20 protein-coding genes and 1 rRNA gene are annotated in these 24,091 nt (G+C 41.0%); 11 read left to right on the forward strand and 10 right to left on the reverse strand.

Features of this window, described 5'->3' with window-relative positions:
• The first annotated feature begins 61 nt into the window (after window positions 1–61).
• Complete coding sequence (locus tag F988_RS06245) at window positions 62–247, forward strand: hypothetical protein (RefSeq protein ID WP_004681805.1); 186 nt, start codon at window positions 62–64, stop codon at window positions 245–247.
• Between the two features lie 24 nt (window positions 248–271).
• Window positions 272–550, forward strand: coding sequence for a hypothetical protein (locus F988_RS06250; RefSeq protein ID WP_004681806.1), 279 nt, complete (start codon window positions 272–274; stop codon window positions 548–550).
• A gap of 14 nt (window positions 551–564) precedes the next feature.
• On the opposite strand, the gene F988_RS06255 is transcribed toward F988_RS06250, so the two are convergent.
• The 3 genes from F988_RS06255 to coaBC all read right to left on the reverse strand — a co-directional run bounded on the left by F988_RS06255 (window position 565) and on the right by coaBC (window position 3,461).
• Complete coding sequence (locus tag F988_RS06255; RefSeq protein WP_004681808.1) at window positions 565–1,173, reverse strand: alpha-ketoglutarate-dependent dioxygenase AlkB family protein; 609 nt, start codon at window positions 1,171–1,173, stop codon at window positions 565–567.
• Complete coding sequence (locus F988_RS06260) at window positions 1,160–1,999, reverse strand: bifunctional transcriptional activator/DNA repair enzyme AdaA (protein ID WP_004681809.1); 840 nt, start codon at window positions 1,997–1,999, stop codon at window positions 1,160–1,162. The genes F988_RS06255 and F988_RS06260 overlap by 14 nt, the downstream gene beginning before the upstream one ends.
• Window positions 2,000–2,204: 205 nt before the next feature.
• A complete protein-coding gene (coaBC, locus tag F988_RS06265; RefSeq protein ID WP_004678447.1) occupies window positions 2,205–3,461 on the reverse strand; it encodes a bifunctional phosphopantothenoylcysteine decarboxylase/phosphopantothenate--cysteine ligase CoaBC in 1,257 nt (418 codons plus the stop codon).
• 114 nt (window positions 3,462–3,575) lie between these two features.
• Between coaBC and radC the strand changes: the two genes are divergently transcribed.
• A complete protein-coding gene (gene radC / locus F988_RS06270; RefSeq protein WP_004681810.1) occupies window positions 3,576–4,310 on the forward strand; it encodes a RadC family protein in 735 nt (244 codons plus the stop codon).
• 44 nt (window positions 4,311–4,354) lie between these two features.
• Window positions 4,355–5,266 carry a bestrophin family protein gene (locus F988_RS06275; protein ID WP_004681812.1) on the forward strand — a complete coding sequence of 304 codons (912 nt, stop codon included), beginning with the start codon at window positions 4,355–4,357 and terminating at the stop codon, window positions 5,264–5,266.
• A 358-nt stretch (window positions 5,267–5,624) separates the two neighbouring features.
• Here the strand turns inward: F988_RS06275 and F988_RS06280 are convergent, their stop codons facing one another.
• Entirely contained in the window at window positions 5,625–6,476 is an 852-nt protein-coding gene (locus F988_RS06280; protein ID WP_004681813.1) for a PHP domain-containing protein, read from the reverse strand.
• A gap of 45 nt (window positions 6,477–6,521) precedes the next feature.
• Between F988_RS06280 and F988_RS06285 the strand changes: the two genes are divergently transcribed.
• The 4 genes from F988_RS06285 to mnmC are packed head-to-tail and all read left to right on the forward strand — an operon-like array spanning window position 6,522 to window position 9,829.
• Window positions 6,522–7,133, forward strand: coding sequence for a septation protein IspZ (locus F988_RS06285; protein WP_004678451.1), 612 nt, complete (start codon window positions 6,522–6,524; stop codon window positions 7,131–7,133).
• Between the two features lie 23 nt (window positions 7,134–7,156).
• Window positions 7,157–7,459, forward strand: a complete 303-nt coding sequence (locus F988_RS06290; RefSeq protein WP_004681814.1) for a YciI family protein — start codon at window positions 7,157–7,159, stop codon at window positions 7,457–7,459.
• Between the two features lie 3 nt (window positions 7,460–7,462).
• Window positions 7,463–7,906: an SH3 domain-containing protein gene (locus F988_RS06295; protein WP_004681815.1), complete on the forward strand. Its 444-nt coding sequence runs from the start codon at window positions 7,463–7,465 to the stop codon at window positions 7,904–7,906.
• An 18-nt stretch (window positions 7,907–7,924) separates the two neighbouring features.
• Complete coding sequence (mnmC, locus tag F988_RS06300; protein ID WP_004681817.1) at window positions 7,925–9,829, forward strand: bifunctional tRNA (5-methylaminomethyl-2-thiouridine)(34)-methyltransferase MnmC2/FAD-dependent 5-carboxymethylaminomethyl-2-thiouridine(34) oxidoreductase MnmC1; 1,905 nt, start codon at window positions 7,925–7,927, stop codon at window positions 9,827–9,829.
• A 69-nt stretch (window positions 9,830–9,898) separates the two neighbouring features.
• Here the strand turns inward: mnmC and F988_RS06305 are convergent, their stop codons facing one another.
• Window positions 9,899–10,213 carry a rhodanese-like domain-containing protein gene (locus F988_RS06305; RefSeq protein ID WP_004678456.1) on the reverse strand — a complete coding sequence of 105 codons (315 nt, stop codon included), beginning with the start codon at window positions 10,211–10,213 and terminating at the stop codon, window positions 9,899–9,901.
• A gap of 90 nt (window positions 10,214–10,303) precedes the next feature.
• On the opposite strand from F988_RS06305, the gene F988_RS06310 reads away from it, so the two are divergent.
• On the forward strand, window positions 10,304–10,792 hold the full coding sequence (locus F988_RS06310; RefSeq protein WP_004681820.1) for a YajQ family cyclic di-GMP-binding protein: 489 nt from the start codon (window positions 10,304–10,306) through the stop codon (window positions 10,790–10,792).
• Between the two features lie 14 nt (window positions 10,793–10,806).
• On the forward strand, window positions 10,807–11,301 hold the full coding sequence (locus F988_RS06315) for a DUF4442 domain-containing protein (protein WP_004681821.1): 495 nt from the start codon (window positions 10,807–10,809) through the stop codon (window positions 11,299–11,301).
• Between the two features lie 49 nt (window positions 11,302–11,350).
• Here the strand turns inward: F988_RS06315 and F988_RS06320 are convergent, their stop codons facing one another.
• From F988_RS06320 to F988_RS06330, 3 genes are read right to left on the reverse strand one after another with little or no spacing between them, the layout of a single operon-like run.
• Window positions 11,351–11,764 carry an acyl-CoA thioesterase gene (locus tag F988_RS06320; protein WP_004678459.1) on the reverse strand — a complete coding sequence of 138 codons (414 nt, stop codon included), beginning with the start codon at window positions 11,762–11,764 and terminating at the stop codon, window positions 11,351–11,353.
• A gap of 1 nt (window position 11,765) precedes the next feature.
• Entirely contained in the window at window positions 11,766–12,203 is a 438-nt protein-coding gene (trxC, locus tag F988_RS06325; RefSeq protein ID WP_004681824.1) for a thioredoxin TrxC, read from the reverse strand.
• Window positions 12,204–13,100, reverse strand: coding sequence for an alpha/beta hydrolase (locus F988_RS06330; protein ID WP_004681825.1), 897 nt, complete (start codon window positions 13,098–13,100; stop codon window positions 12,204–12,206).
• Between the two features lie 123 nt (window positions 13,101–13,223).
• Here F988_RS06330 and F988_RS06335 point away from each other — a divergent pair, with 123 nt between their 5' ends.
• Window positions 13,224–13,559, forward strand: a complete 336-nt coding sequence (locus tag F988_RS06335; protein ID WP_004681826.1) for a protein tyrosine phosphatase family protein — start codon at window positions 13,224–13,226, stop codon at window positions 13,557–13,559.
• 58 nt (window positions 13,560–13,617) lie between these two features.
• Here F988_RS06335 and F988_RS06340 read toward each other — a convergent pair whose 3' ends face one another.
• Together F988_RS06340 and rrf are read right to left on the reverse strand one after the other, a co-directional pair.
• Window positions 13,618–23,535: a hypothetical protein gene (locus F988_RS06340; RefSeq protein ID WP_004681828.1), complete on the reverse strand. Its 9,918-nt coding sequence runs from the start codon at window positions 23,533–23,535 to the stop codon at window positions 13,618–13,620.
• 311 nt (window positions 23,536–23,846) lie between these two features.
• Window positions 23,847–23,961: ribosomal RNA gene (gene rrf, locus F988_RS06345) — 5S ribosomal RNA — on the reverse strand.
• Between the last annotated feature and the right edge of the window lie 130 nt (window positions 23,962–24,091).

Consider the following 24,091-nt stretch of genomic DNA (forward strand, 5'->3'; position numbering starts at 1 on the left):
CTGTGGTTTTTTATTATTTTATAATGAGAACGATATGGATAAGATAAAATGAGAACAAATAATGTCCACAGTACCATATACCCTTTGCCAGCAGGTATTTCCTGAGCTTGCCACAAGCCTTGTCCCTCGTAAGCTACATGATTTTTATCAATTTATTGAATGGGTTAATAGCCCATACTCAAACATCCAATATGTCGAATTAAAACAATATTATGACAATGGCACAGATGAATGCCACCAACTATAACAGGCCAAGGTAGATATTGAACAGTTGAACAACCGTATTGAGGAGCAAATAGAACAACTTTTTGCTGAAGATGATAATTCAGACTTAGATGCTCAAAATGAGCCTGATGTTAGGGAATATATCTATGCCATCCACTTTGACAACATCTATGCGGTTGCAGAACAACATGGGCTGGCACTGTTATTAATCTCGAATGAAAACCCTTACTGGATGCTGGTGCCAGATCAGGCTGAACAAATTAATCGCCTGATCGAGGCATTTAACCAGACTTTTACGGACGTTGAGCTTTATCACTATGTTTAAGGCCACTGATGATGCTATTCAACAATCGTTCTAAAGGTCAGGTTGATACGGGCAGTCGACACTTTCTTGGTGGGTGGCAAACGGTGCAGCCAGTGGCTTTGTGTGGTGTCTTTCATCACCAGTAGACTGCCATGTTCCAGATACAGCTCCACCTTTTCCTTGCTTTGTTTATGTTTAAAGGCAAATCTCCGTTCCGCACCAAAGCTGAGTGATGCAATCGCGCCATTTTTCTTTAAGTCGGTTTCATCATCACTGTGCCAGGCCATTCCCTCCTCACCTGTATGGTAAAGATTCAGTAGACATGAATTAAAGCGCTCACCTGTCAACTGCTGCACCCGTTGCCTTAACTCAAGCAGTTCAACCGTCCACGGCAAGGCGTATCTGTTGACATTGGAGTAGGTATATTCATACCCCTGATCGCCATACCATGCCACTTTTCTTTTGGTGGTGATCTGCCGACCAAAGATAATGGCCTGATCATTTTCCCAAGCAATATTTTGCATCAACTTTTCAAAATAATCATCAGCGACCATTTCCTGTATGACTTTGCCATAATACTGCACCGTTCCATCATAGGGTAAATGGTTATGCCTTGGGTCAGCTTCAATATCAAACAATTGCATGCGTCTGTGCTCCCTCCCAGCCAATCATCGCTGTTTTCCTTAGGATTCCCCATTCATAGCCACCCAAAAGACCCGTGGACCGAATCACCCGATGACATGGAATCAGGAAAGCCACGGGATTACTGCCAATCGCTGTGCCCACCGCACGGGCTGCCTTGGCATGGTCTATATTTTGCGCAATCTGCCCATAGGTGGAAAGCTGCCCCATTGGAATCCGAAGCAGGCTTTGCCAGACTTTCAGTTGAAAATCGGTTGCTTTTAGATGTAGTTTAATTTCAGGCAGTTTTTCCCAGTCTTTTTGAAAGAAAGCCAGCGCATTAGTCTGAAATTCATCTATTTGCTCAACAAGCTGAGCTTTAGGAAACTGTAATTTCAATTGCTGCAAGGCCTCCGCCTGATCTTCCACAAAGCTTAATGCGCAGATGCCTTTATGTGTGGAAGCAACCAGCACCTCACCGAACAAGGTTTCAGCAAAGGAATAATGAATTATTAAATCTTGTCCGCCCTGTTTATATTCGGCTGGGGTCATGCCCTCAATCTGGATAAACAGGTCATGCAAACGACTGGTACTGGAAAGTCCTGTCTCAAAGGTCGCATCCAGCACACTGCCCTGTTGTTTTAAAATATTTTTGGCATATTCAACACTGGTGTATTGCAGGAATTTTTTAGGGCTGGTTCCCACCCAATCGGTAAACAAACGCTGGAAATGTGCTGGGCTTAAATGAATATGTGCTGCCACTTCACCCAGTTGTGGCTGCTGCTGAAAATTTTGCTGGATATAGGCAATCGCTTGAGCAATACGATCATAAGTACGCTGCTGTTGCATTTCTCTATCCTCTAATTGCTGCTGTCTCTCCACACTAACAAGCTTCTTGCGCCAAGAAAATCCGAAAGATGCTATTCATTTATCAACTTCTTATTCTGCTCTTTTTTATAGCTGCATTTTTATGGCAATGGTTGGCACATCCATTTGCTTATATCAGCTCAAATTTAAAAAAAAGAGGGCGTAAACACACGCCCTCCTGGGCTTTTTATAAACGACGACGCAACGCATCGGCAATAGACTCAACCAATTGTTGTGAGATTTCCTGTTTTGAGGCTTTTTCCAGTTCACGCTTATTCATGTGATAGGACTGGGCAAAGAACACCGTCATGGCGTTTTCATCAGATGCAAAACCAATATCAGGGCGCGACACATCATTACAGGCGATCATATCCAGCTTTTTCGCGACCAGTTTGCCTGCGGCATATTCCTCAACATTCTGGGTTTCAGCAGCAAAACCGACCATAAATGGGCGCTGCTGTTGCTGAGCAATGGTCGCCACAATATCGGGGTTTTTCACCAAGGATACTGCAAGCTCGTCACCCGCTTTCTTGATTTTATGCTCTGCAACCTGTGCCACACGGTAGTCCGCCACCGCAGCCGTGGCAATAAAGATGTCACAGCCCTGTTGCAACTGGTTCATGCTGACATCCAGCATTTGCATGGCTGAACTGACATTGATACGTTGCACACCATTTGGAGTATCCAGACTGACAGGCCCTGCCACCAGAGTCACTTTTGCCCCTGCGGCATAACAGGCTGCCGCCAAGGCAAAGCCCATTTTTCCAGTGCTGTGGTTGGAAATATAACGTACAGGATCAATCGCTTCGCGGGTCGGGCCAGCGGTAATGGTGACACGTTTACCCGCCAATAAACCAAACTTTTCTGCAATAGCACGCTGGGCTTTATGGAAATAGGCCGCCACCTGACGCGCCAAGTCCTCAGGTTCAGGCATACGCCCCAACCCAACATCACCACACGCCTGCTCACCTGCATCTGGCATAATCACATGCACACCGTCTTCTACCAGTGTTTGCAAGTTGCGCTGTGTCGCCTTGGCTGCCCACATTTGCTGGTTCATGGCAGGCGCAACCCAGACAGGTGCTTTGGTGGCTAAATATAAAGTACTCAGCAAATCGTCCGCCAAGCCATTGGCAAACTTGGCAATGCTGTCACAGCTTGCAGGCGCAACCAGAATCAAATCTGCCCAGCGTGCCAGCTCAATATGCCCCATGCCTGCTTCGGCTTCTGGGTCAAGCAGTTCAGTATGCACTGGATTACCTGAAAGGGCCTGAAAAGTAAGCGGGGTAATAAAAGCCTGTGCGCCCTGTGTCATCACTACACGGACATCAAAGCCATAATCTTTTAGACGACGAACCAGAATGGCACTTTTATAAGCAGCAATGCCACCCGTAACCGCCAATATAATGTTTTTATGAGGAATAACACTAAGATCGAAGCTCACAAACAGGATACCTTGCTGTTGCAGTGGCGCTCACAATAGCATTAAATACGGTCATACCCAAGCCATGCGCTCGGAAAAACATACACTACAATAAAATGAACGTGAATATTCACCATGAATCAATCCATAAAACAGTCCATCAAGGCATGGCCAGAACAAGAACGACCACGGGAACGCTTATTATCACAGGGGGCGCAGAGTTTATCCGATGCTGAGTTACTGGCGATTTTCCTACGCTCAGGCTCCAGACAGCACTCGGCGGTTGAGCTTGCCCGTATTCTGATCCAGCATTTTGGTGGACTCAACCCAATTTTTGATGCATCACTTGAAGAACTTTCCCAGTTTAACGGCATTGCCGATACCAAATACGCACAACTGATGGCGGTAAAGGAACTTGGACGGCGTTATCTGAATAATTACTTTCACCAGCAACGGCTTTGCCTAGATACATCTACATTGGTGCTTGACTATCTACGCTATGAACTGCAAGGTGAAAAACAGGAAGTGTTTGCGGTGCTGTGTCTGGATGCTGAGCTCAGGAAACTGCATTTTAAGAAACTGTTTTTTGGATCACAGCATAGTTGCAGTGTATCCATTAACCAGACCTTGCGTTATGTGCTTCAGCAACAGGCCTGCCAAATCGTGATTGCACATAATCATCCTTATGGCATTGCCCAGCCCTCGCACGAAGATATTTACCTCACCCAGCAATTGAAACAAGCCTGCCAGTTACTTGAAATCCAGTTGCTTGATCACTTTATTATTTCACCTGAAAACCATTTTTCCTTTTCTGAGCAACAACTACTCAAACCTGTCCGAATCAAACAATCTGATCTTGACAAAGCCTAGAGCAAACAGGAACATCAGCAGATAAAATTAATGATTCAAACAACATGATTGTCCGTGACCAGCCAAGTATTTTTAAGGTTTTATTTTCATGGCGTGGGACGATTTTACCCAAAATTTTACCCTCTCTTGGTTTTGTCATGTTGATCTCCGCCATTATTGGTGGAATTGAATATATTGATCTATACCGCTTCCCTGAAATCCCCCTTGTCGGCTTTACCCTGATTGGTGTTGTGCTTTCTATCTTCCTTGGTTTTAAAAATACCGCATGCTATGACCGTTGGTGGGAAGCACGTAAACTTTGGGGCGTTTTGATTGCCACATCACGACACTTTGACCGCGATTGCCGAATCTTAACCCAGGCACGGCGTGAACGTGTGATTCAGCATGTGATTGTATTTGCCAATGTATTACGCGACCGTTTACGCCATCAAACCGCCAACCCAACTGAACTGACAGAAACCAGTGGTTTAAGCCAGCAGGCGCTTAACCAGCTTTACCAGCAGCACAATGCGCCACAATATACCCTGAGCCTGATCCAGTGGGAGCTGTTACAGGCCCTGAAAGATGGGGAAATCTCCGATATTATTTATACGCAGATGAATCACCATGTCGCGGCCTTAAGTGAAATGCATACGGGTTGTGATCGGATTGCCAATACTCCCATTCCTTTTGCCTATTCAGTTTTGCTGAACCGAACCGTTTATTTCTTCTGCTTTATGTTGCCTTTTAGCCTGGGTTCTTTACTGGGTTTGGTGACACCCCTCTTGGTTGGAATTTTGGCTTATACCTTTCTAGGCCTCGATGCCTTAAGTACAGAAATTGAAGAGCCTTTCGGTACTCAGAGTAATGACCTGCCACTGGATGCAATGGTACGTACCATTGAAATTGAATTATTGAGTACCTTAGGTCGTCCAACACCACCACCGATTCAGGCACATGATCATAATCTGTTGTAAATTATAATTTTTTCACTTATGTGGTCAATATAAAAAGTGTCGATATAACAATATTCAAAAAGTTGAAATCGGCACTTCTCAAACAGAGACACGATTGTGCATTTGGCTTAAACAACAAAATTTTCAAATACCAGTGGATGAAAACCAACTTAAGCTGATGGAAACAATTTTCTTCACCAAGCTTTTAATGTTCTCACAAAAGCAATACCTGACCATTAAGAACCAGCAGACTCAAGATATTATTTGGCAGTCGTAGTATAGAACAATGGAAATCCATGAGGCATCCAATGCGCTTTCCATAACAGAATCATGAAGAATATAATTGATCAAAAATATTTCTAACTTTTTCATTCCATTATCATCTAAAACTTTCCCACACCCCTTTTTGTCCATCAGCAACTTTTGGGGTATTACCAAGCTTAATCCACGGCATATTGTCTCCATGAAAATCGCTGCCAATTGAAACCGCTAAACCATATTCCTGAATCATCCGATCCACCATGTGTCGCGTAGAAAGCGCTTCACTACTGGCAGGAAGCTCAACCGCATCACCACCAAACTCAGCAAATAACTGAATCAAATAACGGATATTGGTTGCAGACAAATCATAACGGGTCGGATGTGCCAATACCGCAAAGCCCTGGCTGGCATGAATCACATCAATGGTCTCTTTTAAACCTACCCCATCAAATTTGACAAAAGCCTTTTTGCCCTCTTTCAGGAAACGGTCAAATGCCTGTTGAGGACGAGCGACAACATTTTTTTCAACCAAAGTTTTGGCAATATGGGTTCGCGTCACCCGATCTGCCTGACCATCCACTTTTGCCAATACATCTGGATAAATATCAAAACCGATACATTTTTCCAATAACTCACAAATCAGTTTTGCCCGCTCAGCCCGCACTTTTTTCTGATTTTCCAGCATTGCCTTGATAGGAACCTCATCCTGCATATTCAATGCAACGATATGCACCCCATAACTCTTTTTAGTGCTGGGACGTGACCACTGACTAGAAATTTCCACACCAGAAATAATTTGAATATCATGATCTTGAGCATAATCTCTCGCCCTTGCCACACCGTCCATCGTGTCATGGTCGGTCAGGGCTAAGGTCTGGATTTTTAAGTCAACCGCAGCCTGTACCAATTGTTCAGGAGACAAGGTACCGTCTGAAATGAAACTATGCGTATGTAAATCGACACCGAACATGGTTTGTATTATGCTATCTGACCTATTTCACCACTGTACTGTAACATGAAAGCGTTGCTCGACTACCTCCCACTGATTATCTTCTTTTATTTTTATAAAACCACCGATCCCAAAGATAGTCACCATCCATTACTGGAGCTTGTGGGCAGTGCAGGAAATACTGATCAAAACCATATTCTGGTTGCGACCTGTGCGCTACTGATCTCGACCCTTGTGGTCTATGGTTGCCTGTTCTTTTTCCAGAAGTTCAAACTGGAAAAAATGCAGTGGTTTATCGTTGTCATGTCAGTGGTTTTTGGTGGAATTACACTGGCATTCAGTGATGTGACCTATATCAAAATGAAAGCGGTCATTATCAATATCGGGATTGGAATAGGTTTTCTGGTTACGCCCCTGTTTAACAAAGAACGTGAACCGATTATTAAAAAACTTTTGGGTTCGTTGCTTGAACTGACACCAAAAGGCTGGATGCGTCTAAACTGGGCATGGTGTGGGCAGTTCTTCTTGTTGGCGTCACTGCATTTCTTCTTTGGCTTTGTATTTATGCAGGGAAAATACTGGGGCGAATTCACGGCTTTCGGCGATATTATCGTTTCTATCAGTTACCTTGCTGTTATACTGATTTGCTTAAGAAAGCATTTTAAAGCCACTGACTAACCTGAATCATTTGAGCGACTACTATGCCATATTTTGTCCTGACCTGTACTGATCACGAAGGTACCTTAGAAAAACGTTTAGCAATTCGCCCCCAGCATGTAGAGCGTCTACAAAAGCTGGATGATGAGGGTCGCTTAATTGCTGCGGGTGCGCATCCAAAAGACCCGAATGATCCACAGGCTGGATTTTTAGGCAGCACCATCATTGTTGAATTTGAGAGTCGTGAAGCACTGGATGCATGGATTCAGGAAGAGCCATTTTTAAAAGAAGGGATTTACGCAAAGATTGAAGTAAAACCTTTCAACAAAGCTTTTCCAAAAGGGTAAGTCATGCAAGTTGCCATTAAAAGTCTATTCGCTTTTTGTTTATTCAGCTCAAGCGTATGGGCCGTTGAACCTCCATCTCCCACACCAGCAGTACAACCGAAATCATCTGTTACAGCCACTGCTACAAATGTGACTGGCACGGCAGCAAAGCCTCTGACGGCTGAACAAATTGCCAAGGCAAAACAGCAACAAGAAGCCAAAGTCAAAGCATTGGTTCAAGATCAAGCCAATCGCCTAAAACAACTTGAAAATGCCAATCTTGAAGCGCTCTCGCAAAATCAAGAATTACAACTCAAAAATGACAATCTTACTGTTCAGGTGCAGGTTCTACAAAGTGAACGCAGTGCCCAAATGTTCCTTTATGGCGCGATGACCATTGCGGTCGGGGTAATTCTAGGTTTCTTTATTGCCAGTTATGTTCACACTAAACGCCGCCGTCAGTGGTAAAACACGATTTCTTTATTTATGTCTCACTCATCAAAATTGCAAACTGCTGAATTAGACTGGGAAATAGTCGATGACATCGAAATTCCTATTTCTAAGCAATTCGGTGATGTTTACTTCTCTAAAGACAATGGTTTGCTTGAAACCCGACATGTATTTTTAAATGGCAATGATTTAACCGAACGCCTTTCTCAATTACATGATTATCAATATTTTTGTGTAGGTGAAACTGGTTTTGGTACAGGACTCAATATTTTGACCCTGTGGCAACTCTGGCAACAAGTTCGCTTAGATAATCACAGCCATTTACATGTTGTCAGCGTTGAAAAATTTCCATTAAATAAAGCTGATTTGATCCGTGCACTGAATGTTTGGACTGAACTCAAACCTTTAGCAGAAAAACTGATTCAGCAATATCCCTTGCCAATTGCAGGTTGTCATCGCTTAAGTTTTCCTGAAGAACGTTTTAGTATTGATTTATGGCTAGGTGATGCTCAGGATATTTTTCCAACGATTCCCAAAACCCAAACAGTGAATGCATGGTTTTTGGACGGTTTTGCCCCATCTTGTAATCCAGATATGTGGCAAGCAAATGTCTTAGATCATATGGTGCGTTTATCTGATTTTGGAACAACTTTCGCATCCTTTAGTGTCGCAGGCATATTAAAACGTGGGCTTAAACAACACGGCATCCAAATCAGCCGTCCACGCGGTTTTGGGCACAAGCGGGAAATGCTCAAGGCGATTTGGCTAGATACCTCCCAAACTGAAACCCAGTCGCAAGATTCAGAAACAACTATTGCAGCTCCACCAAAGTCCGAAACATCAAAGCAACGTAAAATCGCCATCATTGGCGCAGGAATCGCAGGTTTAAGCTCAGCGTGGGCATTTGCTCAACGAGGACATCAAGTTACGATCTACGAGCAAAATGAGCCACTTTCAGGTGCATCTGGCAATCCACTGGCGTTGCTCAATCCAAAACTATGCCCAATTGAACAGGCGCATGAACACTTGATGACCTTGAGTTGGCAACATGCCTTGAATTTTTATCCCAGATTCAAGGCTTTTAGATCCATTCAGGTTCAACAGATTGCCTTAAAAAATGCGGATGAATTGTTAGGTCTGGTTGAGCAATATCCTGAAAAAGTATTATCTGCAAATACAAAGCAAACAGACAACTCTATTCCGCAGACTGAGTTTTCAAGCATAACCTTAAATCAGGCAGGTGCAGTTTCCCCTCATCAGTTACGTGATGAGATTTTACAACATGCTAATATTCGAATAGAAAAAGTAAAAATTTCTCGATTAGAGTCGACTGATAGCCAAGTTACACTCTGGCAAGACCAACAAATAATTGCCATAACGGATCATGCGATTGTCTGTTGTGCTAAACAAAGTGCTGAGTTATTTGAAAATTATCCTGTCCTAAAACCAATTCGAGGACAAGTCAGCTGGGTTGAGAATAGCCAGCGGCCTTTAGCACTGGATCAGGCTTATAGTTATGGCGGCTATTGCATGCAACTGGATACTGCTCAATTGATTCTAGGCGCATCTTTTTATCCTAATCGGGATGATGCAGAAGTGCTAACAGAAGACCATGTGCATAACTACGAACTTATCCACAATGTCTTTCCAAAATATGCGCAAGGACTTCCCTCTGTAGATACTTGGCAAGGAAGAGCATCCGTTCGCGCACAAAGTTTAGATTATTTCCCCTTAGTTGGGAAAATACAAAATTTTGGTCAAATCTATACTTTTGCTGGTTTAGGATCGAAAGGTTTCTTATTTGCGCCATTATGTAGTGAAATCTTGGCAGCATTAATTTTAGGTGAACTTTGCCCAGTTCCTCAAAGTTTATTGGATAAATTAAATCCTCAAAGATTTCAAAAGAAATTAAAAGCTAAAAAACCTTATTATTCTGGGTAAATTGTTATTTTAGTTGTTCATTCTTTAAATTTGCCAAAATACCCAAGTATTTTGGCAAATTTAACTGATCTATGCGCCCTGTTCTAAAGCTAAGCCAGCATCACGTGCCGCACGTGTACCGCCCATCAATACAACATATTCACGAGAATCATCTAAACCGTCTAAAAGCTCTGCTGCGCGTGGTGCTTTACTACCACCACCACATAGAATATAAATCGGCTGATCCGCTGCAACCTGAGTCAAACTATCCGCAGTTAATTCAGCAATTGGACGATTCAACGCCCCTTTGACGTGTGCCTCTGCATAAGCTTTGGCATCTCGGACATCCCAAATGACTGCGCCTTCTGGGAACTCAAATGTTGTAATTTCTTGTTTACGGATCATTGTGCACTCCTTTGATGTAAACAACACTTGGCAAATGAAGAAAACACCCTTAGCATCTCAAATATTCTTTCCCTTTGTAAAGGTCTAACCATGCCTTCTTTTGATATTGTTTCTGAATTAGAGTTATTTGAAGTCAATCACGCTGTACAAAATACAGAAAAAGAGATTGCAACACGTTTTGACTTTCGTGGACAAGACGTTTCAATTGAGTTAAATGAAAAAAATAAAGAAATCAAAATCTCAACTGAAAGTGACTTCCAATGTGAACAAGTCTATACCATGCTTGAAAATCACTTCTATAAACGTAAGATTGATGTACAAGCTTTAGATCCACAAAAAGCGACTGCTTCTGGTAAAAATGTGGTCCAAGTGATCAAGCTGAAAGATGGACTTGACTCAGATACCGCAAAAAAAATTAATAAAGCCATTAAAGAAAGTGGCATCAAGGTGCAATCTTCTATCCAAGGAGACAAAATCCGTGTCACTGATAAAAAGCGTGATACTTTGCAACAGGTCATGAACTTTTTACGTGATCAGCAATTTGGTCTACCGCTTCAATTTAATAATTTCAAAGACTAAGCAATAGGTTCACTATGGCAAAAGATAACCGTCTTTATACGCTGGTTAAAACCACTTCTAAATTTCCAAAAGGTATTCGCAGTACATTATGGAGCAAAGCCTTTGGACGAGTTGTTCCAATGGTGGGGACTGCAAACATTCGCTATTTGGAAGTCGATAAAGACCATGTCACTGTGCGCATTGAAAACCAACGTAATATGCAAAATCATATTAAAGGGGTTCACGCAGCAGCAATGGCCTTACTCGCTGAAACGGCAACGGGTTTCCTAACAGGTTTACATATTCCTGATGATCGGATTTTGTTGATCAAATCACTGCACGTAGACTATTTAAAGGTTGCACAGGGTGGTTTAACGGCAACCGCAACTTTATCAGCCGATCAACAAAAGTTTATCGCTGACAATGAAAAAGGCGAGTTATTGATTCCTGTGACCGTTATTGATGATTCTGGTAACGAGCCGATCCAATGCCAAATGCTTTGGGCATGGTTACCAAAACGTAAAAAATAATCTTAGATTTTAAAATAAAGCCCAATTCAATTTGGGCTTTATTGTTTTATCAGCTTGCTAAAAAATCTTGCTTAATTTGTTCTGAGATTTGTCGTTTATTACCATTCACATCCACAGCAACAAATGTAAAAACACCTTGAGTAATTCGAATCGGTTCACGTGAATTGTCGTGACTATTCCATACCTCGATTTGCACCTGTACGGAAGTATTGCCGACTTTCAAAATTTTAGTATAGCAACTAATCACATTTCCAACCTTAACAGGCACAAGGAAAGTCATTTCATTAATCGCAATTGTTGCACATCGTCCCTTACTCAAACGCTCAACATGAATCGCTCCTGCGAGATCCATCTGTGAAACAATCCATCCTCCAAATACATCACCACTCCAGTTTGTATCTGCTGGCATAGCAATATTCTGCAAGGATAAAACCCCTTCTGGATGATTTGAACGTTCAGTCATGTTAATGTCCTTGATGGTGCTGTAATTGCTGATTTAACCATTGCTGTAGCTCTGGTGTACGTAATGCACCACTTATTCTGGCCAATTCAGTCGTCTTATTCATTAAGACCAAAGTCGGAATACTACGGACATTAAATGCGGCACTTAAACGGGGATTCGCCTCAGTATCAATTTTGGCAAAAACCACATAGGGATTTTGCTTTGCCACTTGAGCAAAATGAGGTGCCATCATTTTACAAGGTCCACACCACTCTGCCCATAAATCGATCAGCACAGGTAAATCAGTATTGGCAATAAACTGACTAAAGTTTTGTTCATTGAGTTCAATTGGCGCTAACGTTAATAATGGTTGATGGCATTGCCCACAGTTGGGATGAACTGCTAATTTTTCTTCAGGTACACGATTTTTTGCACCACAGGATGCACAGACAATAATCATTTACATCACTCCGATATGTTGATGTAAAAATTCTAATTGGGTTGTGACTGCTTTTTCAAACCATGAACCGTGATAAACCTCAAAATGTTTCATATCCCACTCATGATAGCTTACAAATGGTGCAATATTGGTCGCAGCTTCACGACTGGATGCAATTGGAATCAAAGAATCATGTTTCGCAGCAATAAACAAAACAGGAATATTAATTTTGCGTACAAATTGAATTGGACGATAGCGCATTAAATTAAAAAATACACGTGCAGGAACTTCACCACTCCAATAATAGTCAGGATTTACAATCGAATGATAACCATAGTAACTATCGGAGGTCGGTAAAAAGCATAGTTTATGTTGATCTACAACTGGCAAAGTTTTAGGTACTAAACCCATCTTAGACCCCATGTAATCCTGACTAGAACGCTTTAAAGCCTCTGGATAACGTTGTAATGGGTATAATTTTGCTGTTTCAGCGCCATCTACATAAGGTACCTGTACCATCACGGCCTGAATATTTTTAAGGTCAGTGGCTAAACTAAGCGCATATCCACCGCTTAGAGAAGTTCCCCATAAAATAATACGTCGACTATCAATTAATTTACAATTCGAAGCATATTGAACAATGGTTTTCCAATCATCCAGTTGAGCACTAAGTGAAACCAATTCCCGTGGTTTCCCTGTACTGCCACCCCAATAACGATAGTCAAACAGGATAACGGCATAACCTGCCTGAGCGAAACGTTGTGCATACTGAACCAGTTTGAATTGACGCAAACCCGCAAATCCATGTGCCATAAGAATTACAGCAGGTTTAATATTGGTCTTTGGTAGGTAGAAATCTGCTGCTATGGTTTCTTCGCCACTAGGAACATACAACGGCTCAACTGTATAGGTGTGCATGCGCGCTCCAATGCTTTATCTTATGACTTATCATCATTTATTTGCTACAGACATTTAAACTCAAGATCAAGCTTAATGCTATGATAGAGCATAAAATGTTTTGTTTATTTTTGGAGTGACAAGATGTCAGAAAATGTTGGTTTTGCAGGTCAAATCGGCCCTGAGCATGTAGATCAAGTTGTCGAAAAAGGCTTTAAATCTATTATCAATAATCGTCCAGACATGGAAGGTGGTTCTGAACAACCTACAAGCGCACAGATTGAAGAATCAGCTCGTAATGCTGGCCTAGATTATGTTTACCAACCAGTTGTTGCAGGTCAGATCACAGAGTTAGATGTTCGCACATTTGCAAACCATTATAATGAACTACCAAAACCGATCTTGATGTTCTGCCGCACAGGTAATCGTTCTAACAACCTATATCAGCTAGCAAAGCAAATGGATTTGTTGGAGGATTAATAAAAAATCTTCAAATAAAAATGGAAGCTCGAAAGCTTCCATTTTTTTCATTCAGGCATTATGGACAAGTGAATGATGTACCATAAGGACTAACTTCATTTGGTGAATATGTACCATCACTAGAATAATCACTTGCTAGTGAAGCTAGACCTAAACTATAAGTCGTACGATTTGGTAATGATGCAACAGTTGCTGATGCTCCTACCTGCACTGTTAACCACTGTGCATAGATTTTTGGATAACGCATGGCAAAGTCAAACTTACCATTAGCATCAGTGGTAAATGTATTTTGCTCAGCACCAGACTGGCTCACAAACGTCACCACTTTCACAGGCGTATTATTCGCTCCCACAGCCGTACCTGCTGGGCTTGCCACACAAGCATGTATACTGTTGGTTGTAGTACTTGCCATATAATCATCCGTTAAATCACTTGGTGTACCATTGTTATTCATTGGTCTACCATTAGCATCCAGATAAATATTAGGAGCTGACAAATTATAATACTCTTGATTACCAAACACCCATTTCTCTGCTGGATCAGAACCAGCTTTCGGAGCCAATGCCCATAAGTTCCGTCCTTTGATATACGTCAGTGGTGTAGAATCTAAAGTGACGACTTGATTAGCTAATGGCTTACCATCAAAATCAACCACACTCACAGACATATTCTTGGTGTAATAAACTCCATCACTTGAAGATGCGACTTCTGTTGGATTGACACCAATTACAATTGAAGCAACAGGTGCTTGTACTGCAGCCTGTACGATATCAATCATTGAGATTTGTGTGGCATCGGCATAGCCTGTTTCATTAAAGCGTGCTGTCAAATGCAAATCATCATTAACGAATTCGGTAGCTGTATAATTTCGGCGTGCATTTTCATCTACCTTGATTTTAAACACAGCCTGACCATTCGCATCAGTGGTTAAACCTGAAGCACCAACAATAACAGCACCATTGCGAGCAAAATCAGTAAGACCTAGCGTAATATATTTTCCAGAAACACCACCACCATTCGTATCAAGTAAAGTCACAGTAACATCTGCTGTGTCATCACGTACACTCATGGTTGGTTTTGCTGCAATACGTAAAGAATATCGAGCAGGTTGTACTGTTGGTGTACCTGAATTATCAACTGTTGCAATACGATAGATCTGGGTAGCTTTTCCACCAATTTCATCCGTATTCGTTGCTGTTAACTCAATACCACTTGCAAGCAACAACTGTTTATCAACCGTTGTTTCATCAATTGCAACAGAGAAGAAAGCATTACCATTTGAATCCGTTTTGACTGCAAGTGGTTCACCACTTGTATTGACTGGACTACTAGAACCAGGATTACCAATAATTAATCCACCTGCATTATTTGCGGCAAGTATGACTTCCTGATTGCGTACAGGTTGATTAGCTCGATCCAACAACGTCACCGTCACAATTGAACGATCACCATTCACATCCATGGCTGACTTACTGACATTACTAAATACAAGATGGTAATTACTGCTGGCTTCATTCACATTAAAGTGAACTGTTTGGGTACGAACAACCCCATTTGGTAAAGTAATTGAAGCACGAACAGTAACACCATTTGCCAATAAGTCCGTATATTGTTTGCCAGTAATTTTAGTTAATTTCAGCGCGACTTTTGCATTACCACTCGCATCTGTTGTAACAACAGATGTTGCCTGACCATTAATCGTGACACCATTTAATGCAGAATCAACAACAGTGAAAGTAACAGGATAATTCTTAACACCAGCCGCAGTATTATCAACTAATTTAGCAAATACTTCAGAAGTATCGCCACTTGCCAATAAATCAGCTTTGGTTTTATCCATTGTTAAATTCATCGCTTCTGTTGGCACAGAAACATTCACTCTACCAACTTGTGTAACAACAGGCTGCGTCGTACTGTTATTATTATAGGTTGAAACAGCATAGGTAATACCTTTTTCAACCAATAGTTGATCAATACTATCACCATTCTCGACTGTCACAGTAAAATAAGCGATACCATTCGCATTGGTTGTCGCGCTAGTCTTATCCACTTTGACTCGTGAACTTAAACCTCCTGCCAAACCAAAATCAATTTCTTTATTTGCTAAAGGATTGCCATTCGCATCTTCAGCCTTAACAGCTAAAATGCTTGTACCACCTAAAACTGAAATTACTGGCTCTGACAATGTTGTGGTTAATGCTACAACATCTTTTGCAACTGGGGCTTTCACCATCACCTGAATGGTTTGACTCAGTACAGAACCATCAGCCTGTACAACAGATGCAGCAAGTGTAATACCATTAGCAACCAAATTTTCAATCATTTGATCATTGCCAGCTTTTACGTTTACTGTAAAGGTTGCATTGCCATTTACATCTGTCTTTTTACTTGCACCACCCACAAAGGTTACACCATTTGCAGTCGCTGCGGCATTTAAACCAAAACCAACCTGTTTATTTTGAAGCGGATTACCATCTTTATCAAAAACTTTTGCTGTAAATGTAAAAGTATCATTATCAGCAGTGACAATACCTTTGGAAGTAATTAATTCCAAACGCTGTGCATCCTTAGCTGCTTCCAAATCATCCGTCACAAACTGCAATACGGTTGTTTGTGTTACCGTTGTACCTGCATCAGTGGTGTAGATTGCTCTTGCTTGAACACCCGCCAATAAGCCTTTAATTTGTTCAGCACTTAAATTTGCTGGAGCTGTATAAGTGATCGTAAAGCTTGCTGAACCGTCAGTGCCAGTTGTTTGAGCTGGGCTAACATTAATTGTCAAACCTGCTGGAACATTACTTAAAACTAATTTAACCAGCTTACCTGCAAGCACTTTACCCTTGCTATTAAAGGCTTTTACTGTAAGAGTTGCAGTATTACTACCTGTTGTTTTAATTGCACCAGTTACATTGTCTAAGGTCAAATAACTTAATTCTGATAATGTTGCCGCAGAACTCACCGTAATTTGTGTCTTTTGCGTTACACTACCTGTGCCGTCACCTTGAATCGCTAATGCACTAATACCAATACCTGATGCCACTAAAGCATCTACCGCTTCTTTTGTCGTAGTTTTTACTTCCAAGACAGCGATTGCCTGACCATTCGCATTGGTTTCAACAACAGTTGATCCACCGATAACACCTTCAAAATTAACACTATTTTTAATGACGTTATTATCAACACTCCAGTTATCAATCGCTAAAGTCACTTGACGGTTTTTAATCAAATTACCATCTTTGTCTTTTAAGGTGACTGTGGTCAAAACTGTTTGAGGTGTGCTGGTATCCATTACCAAGCTAGGTTTTTCAACGACCAAATCCATACGTTGAATATTGACTTGATCAATAGCAAATTGTTGCGTCATGTTTTGCGTTGTATTAATACCTTTATTATTGGTATACGTTGCAATCACTTGAACCCCTGACAATAAGCCCTGGATCTGTTCAGGTGTTAAAACTTTTGCTGCATTATAAGTCACCGTAAATGTTGCTTCACCATTGCCATTTGTTGGTTTGCTTGCCATATCAAGTTTAATATCTAAACCTGTTGGCACATTATTAAGGCCTAACTGAATCGTTTTACCACTTAAAGCTGTACCTGTACTATTAAACGCTTTAACGATAATGGTTGAAGTACCGCCAGTTGTCGCAATCAGTCCAGAACTGTTCACAGTCATATAACCAACTGCTTCAGAGCTAATGCTTACTTTGGTATTTTGTGTAACTGTCCCACTACCATCAGATTGTACTGCGGAAGCAGTGATACCAATTCCCGATGCCATTAAGGCATTCACTGCATTTTCAGTTGTTGGATTGACATTTAAATCAATAATCGCCTGACCGTTGGCATTCGTTGAAACTACAACAAGGCCACCTGTCGCACCTGCGAAGCTCACGCCATTTTGGACAGCTTCTGCATTCAACGCCAAGGTCACTTGACGATTCTTGATCACCTGACCATTTTGGTCTTTGAGCGTAACCGTAGTTTTAACCGTTTGTGCAGCTGTAGTATTCACAACCAATGCGGCTTTATCAACCACCAAGTCCATACGCTGGATATTTGCCTGATCAACGTAGAACTGCAACATGGTGCTCTGTGTGATATTTTTGTTGGTGCTGGTGGTATAGACCGCATTGGCTTGAATACCAGCCAGCAATGCCTTGATCTGTTCAGCTGTTAAATTAGTTGGTGCAGTATAAGTCACGATAAACTGTGCTGTACCATCCAGAGCAGTTGTTTGAGTTGCAGTATCAACTTTAACATCCAAACCAACTGGCACGTTATTCAGACTTAACTTAACCGCTTTACCACCTAGTGCCTTACCATCACTATTCAATGTTTTAACAGTAATTGTTGATGTACCACCTGCGGTACCAATCGCATTGTTACTTTCAGTAATTAGGGACGCCACTTCATTTTGAGATGCTTCTGACAAAATATTGACTTTAACATTTTGGGTGATGGTACCACTGCCATCTGCCTGAATGGCTGATGCACCAATACCAATTCCTGATGCAACCAGAGCATCCACTGCCGCTTGAGAGGTTGGATTGATACTTAAAATAATTTCCGCTTGACCATTTGCATCAGTTGAAACCGCAATTAAACCACCAGCAGCAGCAGCGAAGCTCACGCCATTTTGGACAGCTTCTGCATTCAGGGCCAAGGTCACTTGACGGTTTTTAATGGCCTGACCATCGCGATCTTTCAAGGTGACTGTGGTTTTAACGGTTTGTGCCGCTGTGGTATTCACAACCAAGGCTGATTTATCAACCACCAAGTCCATACGTTGAATATTGACTTGATCCGCATAGAACTGGATGACGGTATTTTGTGTAATTGCCTTATTTGCGCTAGTCGTGTAGGTTGCACTTGCCTGAATACCAGCCAGCAACGCCTTGATCTGTTCAGGGGTTAAACTGGTAGAGGCATTATAAGTCACATTAAATTTAGCACTACCTGTTGCATCTGTTGTTTGGCTGGCTTGATCAACTTGAATATTGACACCTGCTGGTACATTATTCAGGCTTAATTTAACCGCTTTACCACTCAGTGCTTTATTGTCTGCACTAAAGGCTTTCACCGTAATAATCGATGAACCACCTGTTGTGGCAATCGTGTTATTACTCTCAGAGGTTAAATAACCCACTTCATTTTGAGATGCCTCAGATAACACATTGATTTTTAAGCTTTGCGTCACTGTGCCTGAACCATCACCTTGTACTGCCGCAGCACGGATACCGATCCCCGAGGCAACAAGCGCATCAACTGCTTTCTGAGTATCTGGATGAACTTCCAGTGTCACCACTGCCTGACCATTGGCATCTGTTGAAACAACAGTTGAACCACCAATCACGCCTTTAAAATTCACACTTGTAAATAGGATGTTGTTATCTGTACCTAGATCATCCAGTGATACTGTCACTTGACGGTTTTTAATCAGATTACCATCTTTATCTTTTAAGGTGACGGTTGTTAATAACTCCTGTGATGTCGTAGTGTTTACGACTAAAGCCAAGCCTTTTTCAACCACCAAGTCCATACGCTGAATATTCACTTGATCAGCATAGAACTGTAGCATAGTACTCTGAGTAGTATTCTTGCCTGCACTATTGGTATACGTTGCAAGGGCTTGAATGCCTGCTAATAATGCCTTGATCTGTTCAGGTGTTAAAACTGTTGGTGCCGTATAGGTCACGTTAAACTGAGCTGTACCATCCGCAGCCGTTGTTTTCGTTGCGGCATCAACCTTAACATCCAGACCTGCTGGGACATTGTTTAGGTTCAATTTAACTGTTTTACCGCCTAAGGCTGTGCCATCACTATTAAAAGCTTTAACGGTAATGGTTGACGTTCCGCCTGTTGTGGCAATTGTACGGTCACTATCACTAGTCAAATATGCAACTTCACCTTGTGTGGCCGCAGATAAAATATTGACTTTAATATTTTGGGTGATGGTACCACTGCCATCCGCCTGAATGGCTGATGCGCCAATACCAATTCCTGATGCAACCAGAGCATCCACTGCCGCTTGAGTTGTTGGTTTGACATTTAAATCAATAATCGCTTGACCATTTGCATCAGTTGAAACCGCAATTAAACCACCAGCAGCAGCGAAGCTCACGCCATTTTGGACAGCTTCTGCATTCAGGGCCAAGGTCACTTGACGGTTTTTAATGGCCTGACCATCGCGATCTTTCAAGGTGACTGTGGTTTTAACGGTTTGTGCCGCTGTGGTATTCACAACCAAGGCTGATTTATCAACCACCAAGTCCATACGCTGGATATTCATCTGATCAACAGCAAATTGTAACATGGTACTTTGAGTAACATTTGTACCTGCATCAGATGTATAAGTAGCAGCTGCTTGAACGCCTGCCAATAAACCTTTGATCTGATCAGCCGTTAAACTTGTTGGCGCAATATAAGTCACGACAAACTGTGCTGTACCATCTGCACCTGTGGTTTTAGTAGCTGCATCAGCCTGAATTTTCAAACCTGCTGGTACATTATTCAGGTTCAATTTAACTGCTTTACCACTTAAAGCTATTCCATTCGCACTGAATGCTTTAACTGTAATCTTGGTTGAACCGCCTGTTGTCGAAATCGTATTATCACTGTCCGTGGTTAAATAACTGACTTCATTTAAAGCTGCCTGAGACAAAATACTAACCTTAGTACTTTGAACAATATTACTGCCATCCGCTTGTAAAGCAGATGCACCAATGCCAAGACCTGAAGCAATTAACGCAGCAACTGCATTACCATCTTTGGGTTGAACCGTTAAATCAACTGTAAATTGACCACTTGCATTGGTCACCACAGTCATTGAACCACCTATTGCGCCATTAATACTCACGCCATTTTGCAAGGCTTCTGGATTAATTGCCACAGTGACTTGACGGTTCTGAATCACATTTCCAGCATCATCTTTTAGCGTTCCAGTTGCTTTGACAGTTTGCGCAACCCCAGCTTTCACAACCAAGACAGGTTGGTCAACAACCAAATCCATGCGCTGAATATTTTTGGCTGCTTCAAAATAACCCACTTTTACAGTTTGCGACACATTGCCATAATTTGCCGTGATCACCAAACCATCTTGCAATAATTTTGCTTTATCTGCATTTTGAGGATCATATACAACTGTAAACTTCACTTCACCAGCAGAATTCGTCGTGAGTATTGAACTTTCTTTAATACGGATTCCAGCCAATTGAGATAGACTCAAACTAATATCTTTATTCGCAAGCACATTACCACTACTGTTATACGCCTTAACTGTCACCACTCTTTCAGCATTGTTGGCAACATTAATTGCATCAACTTGCTCAATCGCGAGATAAGCAACATCAACTGTACCTTGAACCGAGGCCACAACCATCACTTTTGAGGTTTGGGAAATACCATCCGCAGAGGCTGTTAACAACAATCCTTCTGCAACCAAAGCATTAACAGCATCTGTATTAGGCGCAGCCAACTGTACTGTAAACTTCGCCTCACCATTAACAGTGAGTTCTGTTGGTTTAACAAGTTTTACTCCATTATTTTTTGCCACATCAGAAAGCGTTAAATTAATTTTACGTCCATTAATTGGCTGACCATTCTCATCAATCGCTTTGACTGAAACTTCAAACATATCATTTGAAGCAACCACAACGCCTTTACCTAAAGAAATAGCAAGTTGTTTTACCTCAACATTATCACTTTGCTCATAATAACGCACATAGGAAGTTTGAGTGATTGCAGCGCCAGTTGTTGGTTGATATTTTGCAGTAAGTAAAACCCCTTTTGTCTTAAGCTCATTTAATACAGCAGAATCTAAAGTACGGCCATCATATTCAACAATGAAAGCTGCCTCACCTTGAGCATTAGTTTTCGCTTTAGAACCATTTTTAATTGTTAAGCCATAAGCCTGAGCCTGATCAATATTTAGTGTAATATCCTGATCTGTAAGTACACCACCATTTTGATCGACAGCTCGAACGGTAACTGTTGTCTGCCCGCCTTTTACATTAATCATTGAATTTGGATTAATACTTAAATAACTCACATCAACCGCTTGTAATGGTGCGGCCTCGACCATAATTTGTGTGTTTTGCTTAACAGTTGAACCATCTGCCAGCGTCGTACTCACAGCAACTGCAATACCTGATTTTACTAAATTATCAATAGATTGCTGATTAAAGGCATCTACATTTAAAGTAAATATTGCATAACCACTAGCATCTGTTTGTTTAACTACTGCTTTATCACCACCGACTGATACACCATTCTCGGTAACCGCTGGAGCTAAACCAAGTGTGATTGATTTATTTGCAACAAAACTACCATCAGCACTGATAGCACGTACTTTCACCTGAACAGTATCATTTTTTGCTGAAACAACACCTTTCGTTGGAGTCAACTCTATACGTTGTACATCTTTTTCCAATACTGCATTTTTATTAGTAAAATTAATTCGGGTGGTTTGGGTTAATGTATTACTATTAACGGTGTTATAACTTGCAACAACAGTTACACCATTTGCAAGTAAATTATTCAGTTCATTAGCAGAAACACTAGCCTTATTGAATTTTAAAGTAAAAGCCGCCTGACCATTTGCATCAGTTGTTATTTTAGAACCATTTGTAATCGTCAGCCCATTATTTTGACTGTTTGGCACAGTTAAATTAATTTGTTTATTTGCAACAGTTCCACCTTTTGCATCTTTAGCAGTGACTGTAACAGTTGCTTCACCATTATCGACATCAATTGTATTTGAACCAATCGCCATCAAATAAGATACATCTTCCGTTGCTACAGAAACAACGGTTATCTTACTGACCTGAGATGAAACAGTACCATCCGCTGAAGTTGCTGTAATATTGATCCCATTATTCACCAACAATTGACCAGTTGGATTTAAACTATTTGCTTCAGTTTTAATTGTAAAAATAGCCTTACCATTTTCATCTGTTTTTACAGTGGCATTCGCTAATTTTGCTCCATATTCAACGGCTGCATCATCCAGCTTTAAAGTAATATCCTTACCTGCAACAACCAAGCCCTCAGGGTTTTTTGCAATAACCTCTACGTTAATTGTACCACCAATCGCATCTATCTTATTATTTGCTGAGGTAGACAATGTCAAACTGCTCATTGTATTCTTAACTGAAATGACTTGAGCTGTAGAAATTTGGGTTTTAATAGCTCCAGATTGTTCTGTCAAAGTCGCTTCAAGTGCAATACCTGATGCAATTAATGCTGCTCGATCAGCTTCTTTACCTTTTGGTAGTACTAGAGTGAATACAACATAGCCTTCATTATCAGTTACTGCACTAGAGGCACCTTTAATTGTTACATTATTATTCTTAAAATCTTTTACCGTAAGCGATACATTCTCATTTGGAACACCACCACCATTATTGTCTAACACACGAACACGTACAGCCCCTTCACTACCAGATACTTGTAAAGGTGTAATATCATCAAACTTTAGTTCATATTGACTCTGAACAACTGTTCCAGCACCTGTAACCGTTGCTTTACTTTGATTTTGAATTTTTGTACCCACAATTGTAGTGGTAAATAGTAACTCCGTCAGCGCTTTATTTGAACCATCAAGGGTAACTGTAAATTTAACTGTACCATCATCACCTGTTGTTTTTGTAGAAGCATCACTTGTAGCTCCATTAGTAGCACTATCTTTAATATTTAAATTAATTTCTTTTCCTGAAACCCCTCCACCGTCTTTGTCTACTGCTTTTGCAATAATTTCAACGGTATCTCCTGTAGCTTTTAAAGTACTTTTACTTAATTGAATTGTAACTCCTGCAACTTCTTTTACAGTGCCTGAATCATTAGGATTATTTGTGTTTGTATTAGAGTTTGTATCCCCATAATACCCACCACCACCACCACAGGCAGCAAGAGCAAGGGAAGTTGTTAATACCGTAGTATTTACCCCAATTTTCTTTAAATTTTTCAAATATGCCATATCAGTAATATCCATCTTATTTAATATAATAGTCTTACAATAGAATTAAGACTTTTGTACAAAAATTTACTCGAAATAATATATTTTATCAATTCGTAATACCACTTTTATCGTCAAAAAAGTGAACTATTTGGCAAAAAAATATTTAAATTTTTTTGTTACTTATAATGCAAAAATATTGTTCAATAAATACCAAGACAAGGAAACTGTGATTTTATAATTCTCATTCCTACTTGATTTTGAGATAAATACTTGAGTTAAAATAGAAATAAAAAACCTCCCAACATTGGTTGGGAGGTTTAGTATTTAAAAGCTGGCGATGACTTACTCTCACATGGCAAACGCCACACTACCATCAGCGCGAAGAGGTTTCACTTCTGAGTTCGGGAAGGGATCAGGTGGTTCACTCTTGCTATTGTCGCCAGCAAACTGTTGTGGTGTTTTGGGGTCTTATTGATCATGTTGTGTTTTCACTTCATGTCTGCCTTACTTACGAACCAAAGAGTTATTAACGGATTAGATATTGAGTCTAACTTTGTGTTCAGCATTTTAACTA

The organism is Acinetobacter parvus DSM 16617 = CIP 108168 (genome assembly GCF_000368025.1).
Taxonomy (GTDB): Bacteria; Pseudomonadota; Gammaproteobacteria; order Pseudomonadales; family Moraxellaceae; genus Acinetobacter; species Acinetobacter parvus.

Coding starts and splice junctions, on each gene's coding strand:
- trxC (WP_004681824.1), bottom strand. CDS start 12,203: ATGATTATTGTCTGTGCATCCTGTGGTGCAAAAAATCGTGTACCTGAA.
- F988_RS06290 (WP_004681814.1), top strand. CDS start 7,157: ATGCCATATTTTGTCCTGACCTGTACTGATCACGAAGGTACCTTAGAA.
- F988_RS06295 (WP_004681815.1), top strand. CDS start 7,463: ATGCAAGTTGCCATTAAAAGTCTATTCGCTTTTTGTTTATTCAGCTCA.
- F988_RS06335 (WP_004681826.1), top strand. CDS start 13,224: ATGTCAGAAAATGTTGGTTTTGCAGGTCAAATCGGCCCTGAGCATGTA.
- F988_RS06275 (WP_004681812.1), top strand. CDS start 4,355: ATGATTGTCCGTGACCAGCCAAGTATTTTTAAGGTTTTATTTTCATGG.
- F988_RS06330 (WP_004681825.1), bottom strand. CDS start 13,100: ATGCACACCTATACAGTTGAGCCGTTGTATGTTCCTAGTGGCGAAGAA.
- F988_RS06280 (WP_004681813.1), bottom strand. CDS start 6,476: ATGTTCGGTGTCGATTTACATACGCATAGTTTCATTTCAGACGGTACC.
- F988_RS06285 (WP_004678451.1), top strand. CDS start 6,522: ATGAAAGCGTTGCTCGACTACCTCCCACTGATTATCTTCTTTTATTTT.
- F988_RS06310 (WP_004681820.1), top strand. CDS start 10,304: ATGCCTTCTTTTGATATTGTTTCTGAATTAGAGTTATTTGAAGTCAAT.
- F988_RS06315 (WP_004681821.1), top strand. CDS start 10,807: ATGGCAAAAGATAACCGTCTTTATACGCTGGTTAAAACCACTTCTAAA.
- F988_RS06320 (WP_004678459.1), bottom strand. CDS start 11,764: ATGACTGAACGTTCAAATCATCCAGAAGGGGTTTTATCCTTGCAGAAT.
- F988_RS06255 (WP_004681808.1), bottom strand. CDS start 1,173: ATGCAATTGTTTGATATTGAAGCTGACCCAAGGCATAACCATTTACCC.
- radC (WP_004681810.1), top strand. CDS start 3,576: ATGAATCAATCCATAAAACAGTCCATCAAGGCATGGCCAGAACAAGAA.
- F988_RS06305 (WP_004678456.1), bottom strand. CDS start 10,213: ATGATCCGTAAACAAGAAATTACAACATTTGAGTTCCCAGAAGGCGCA.
- mnmC (WP_004681817.1), top strand. CDS start 7,925: ATGTCTCACTCATCAAAATTGCAAACTGCTGAATTAGACTGGGAAATA.
- F988_RS06245 (WP_004681805.1), top strand. CDS start 62: ATGTCCACAGTACCATATACCCTTTGCCAGCAGGTATTTCCTGAGCTT.
- F988_RS06340 (WP_004681828.1), bottom strand. CDS start 23,535: ATGGCATATTTGAAAAATTTAAAGAAAATTGGGGTAAATACTACGGTA.
- F988_RS06260 (WP_004681809.1), bottom strand. CDS start 1,999: ATGCAACAGCAGCGTACTTATGATCGTATTGCTCAAGCGATTGCCTAT.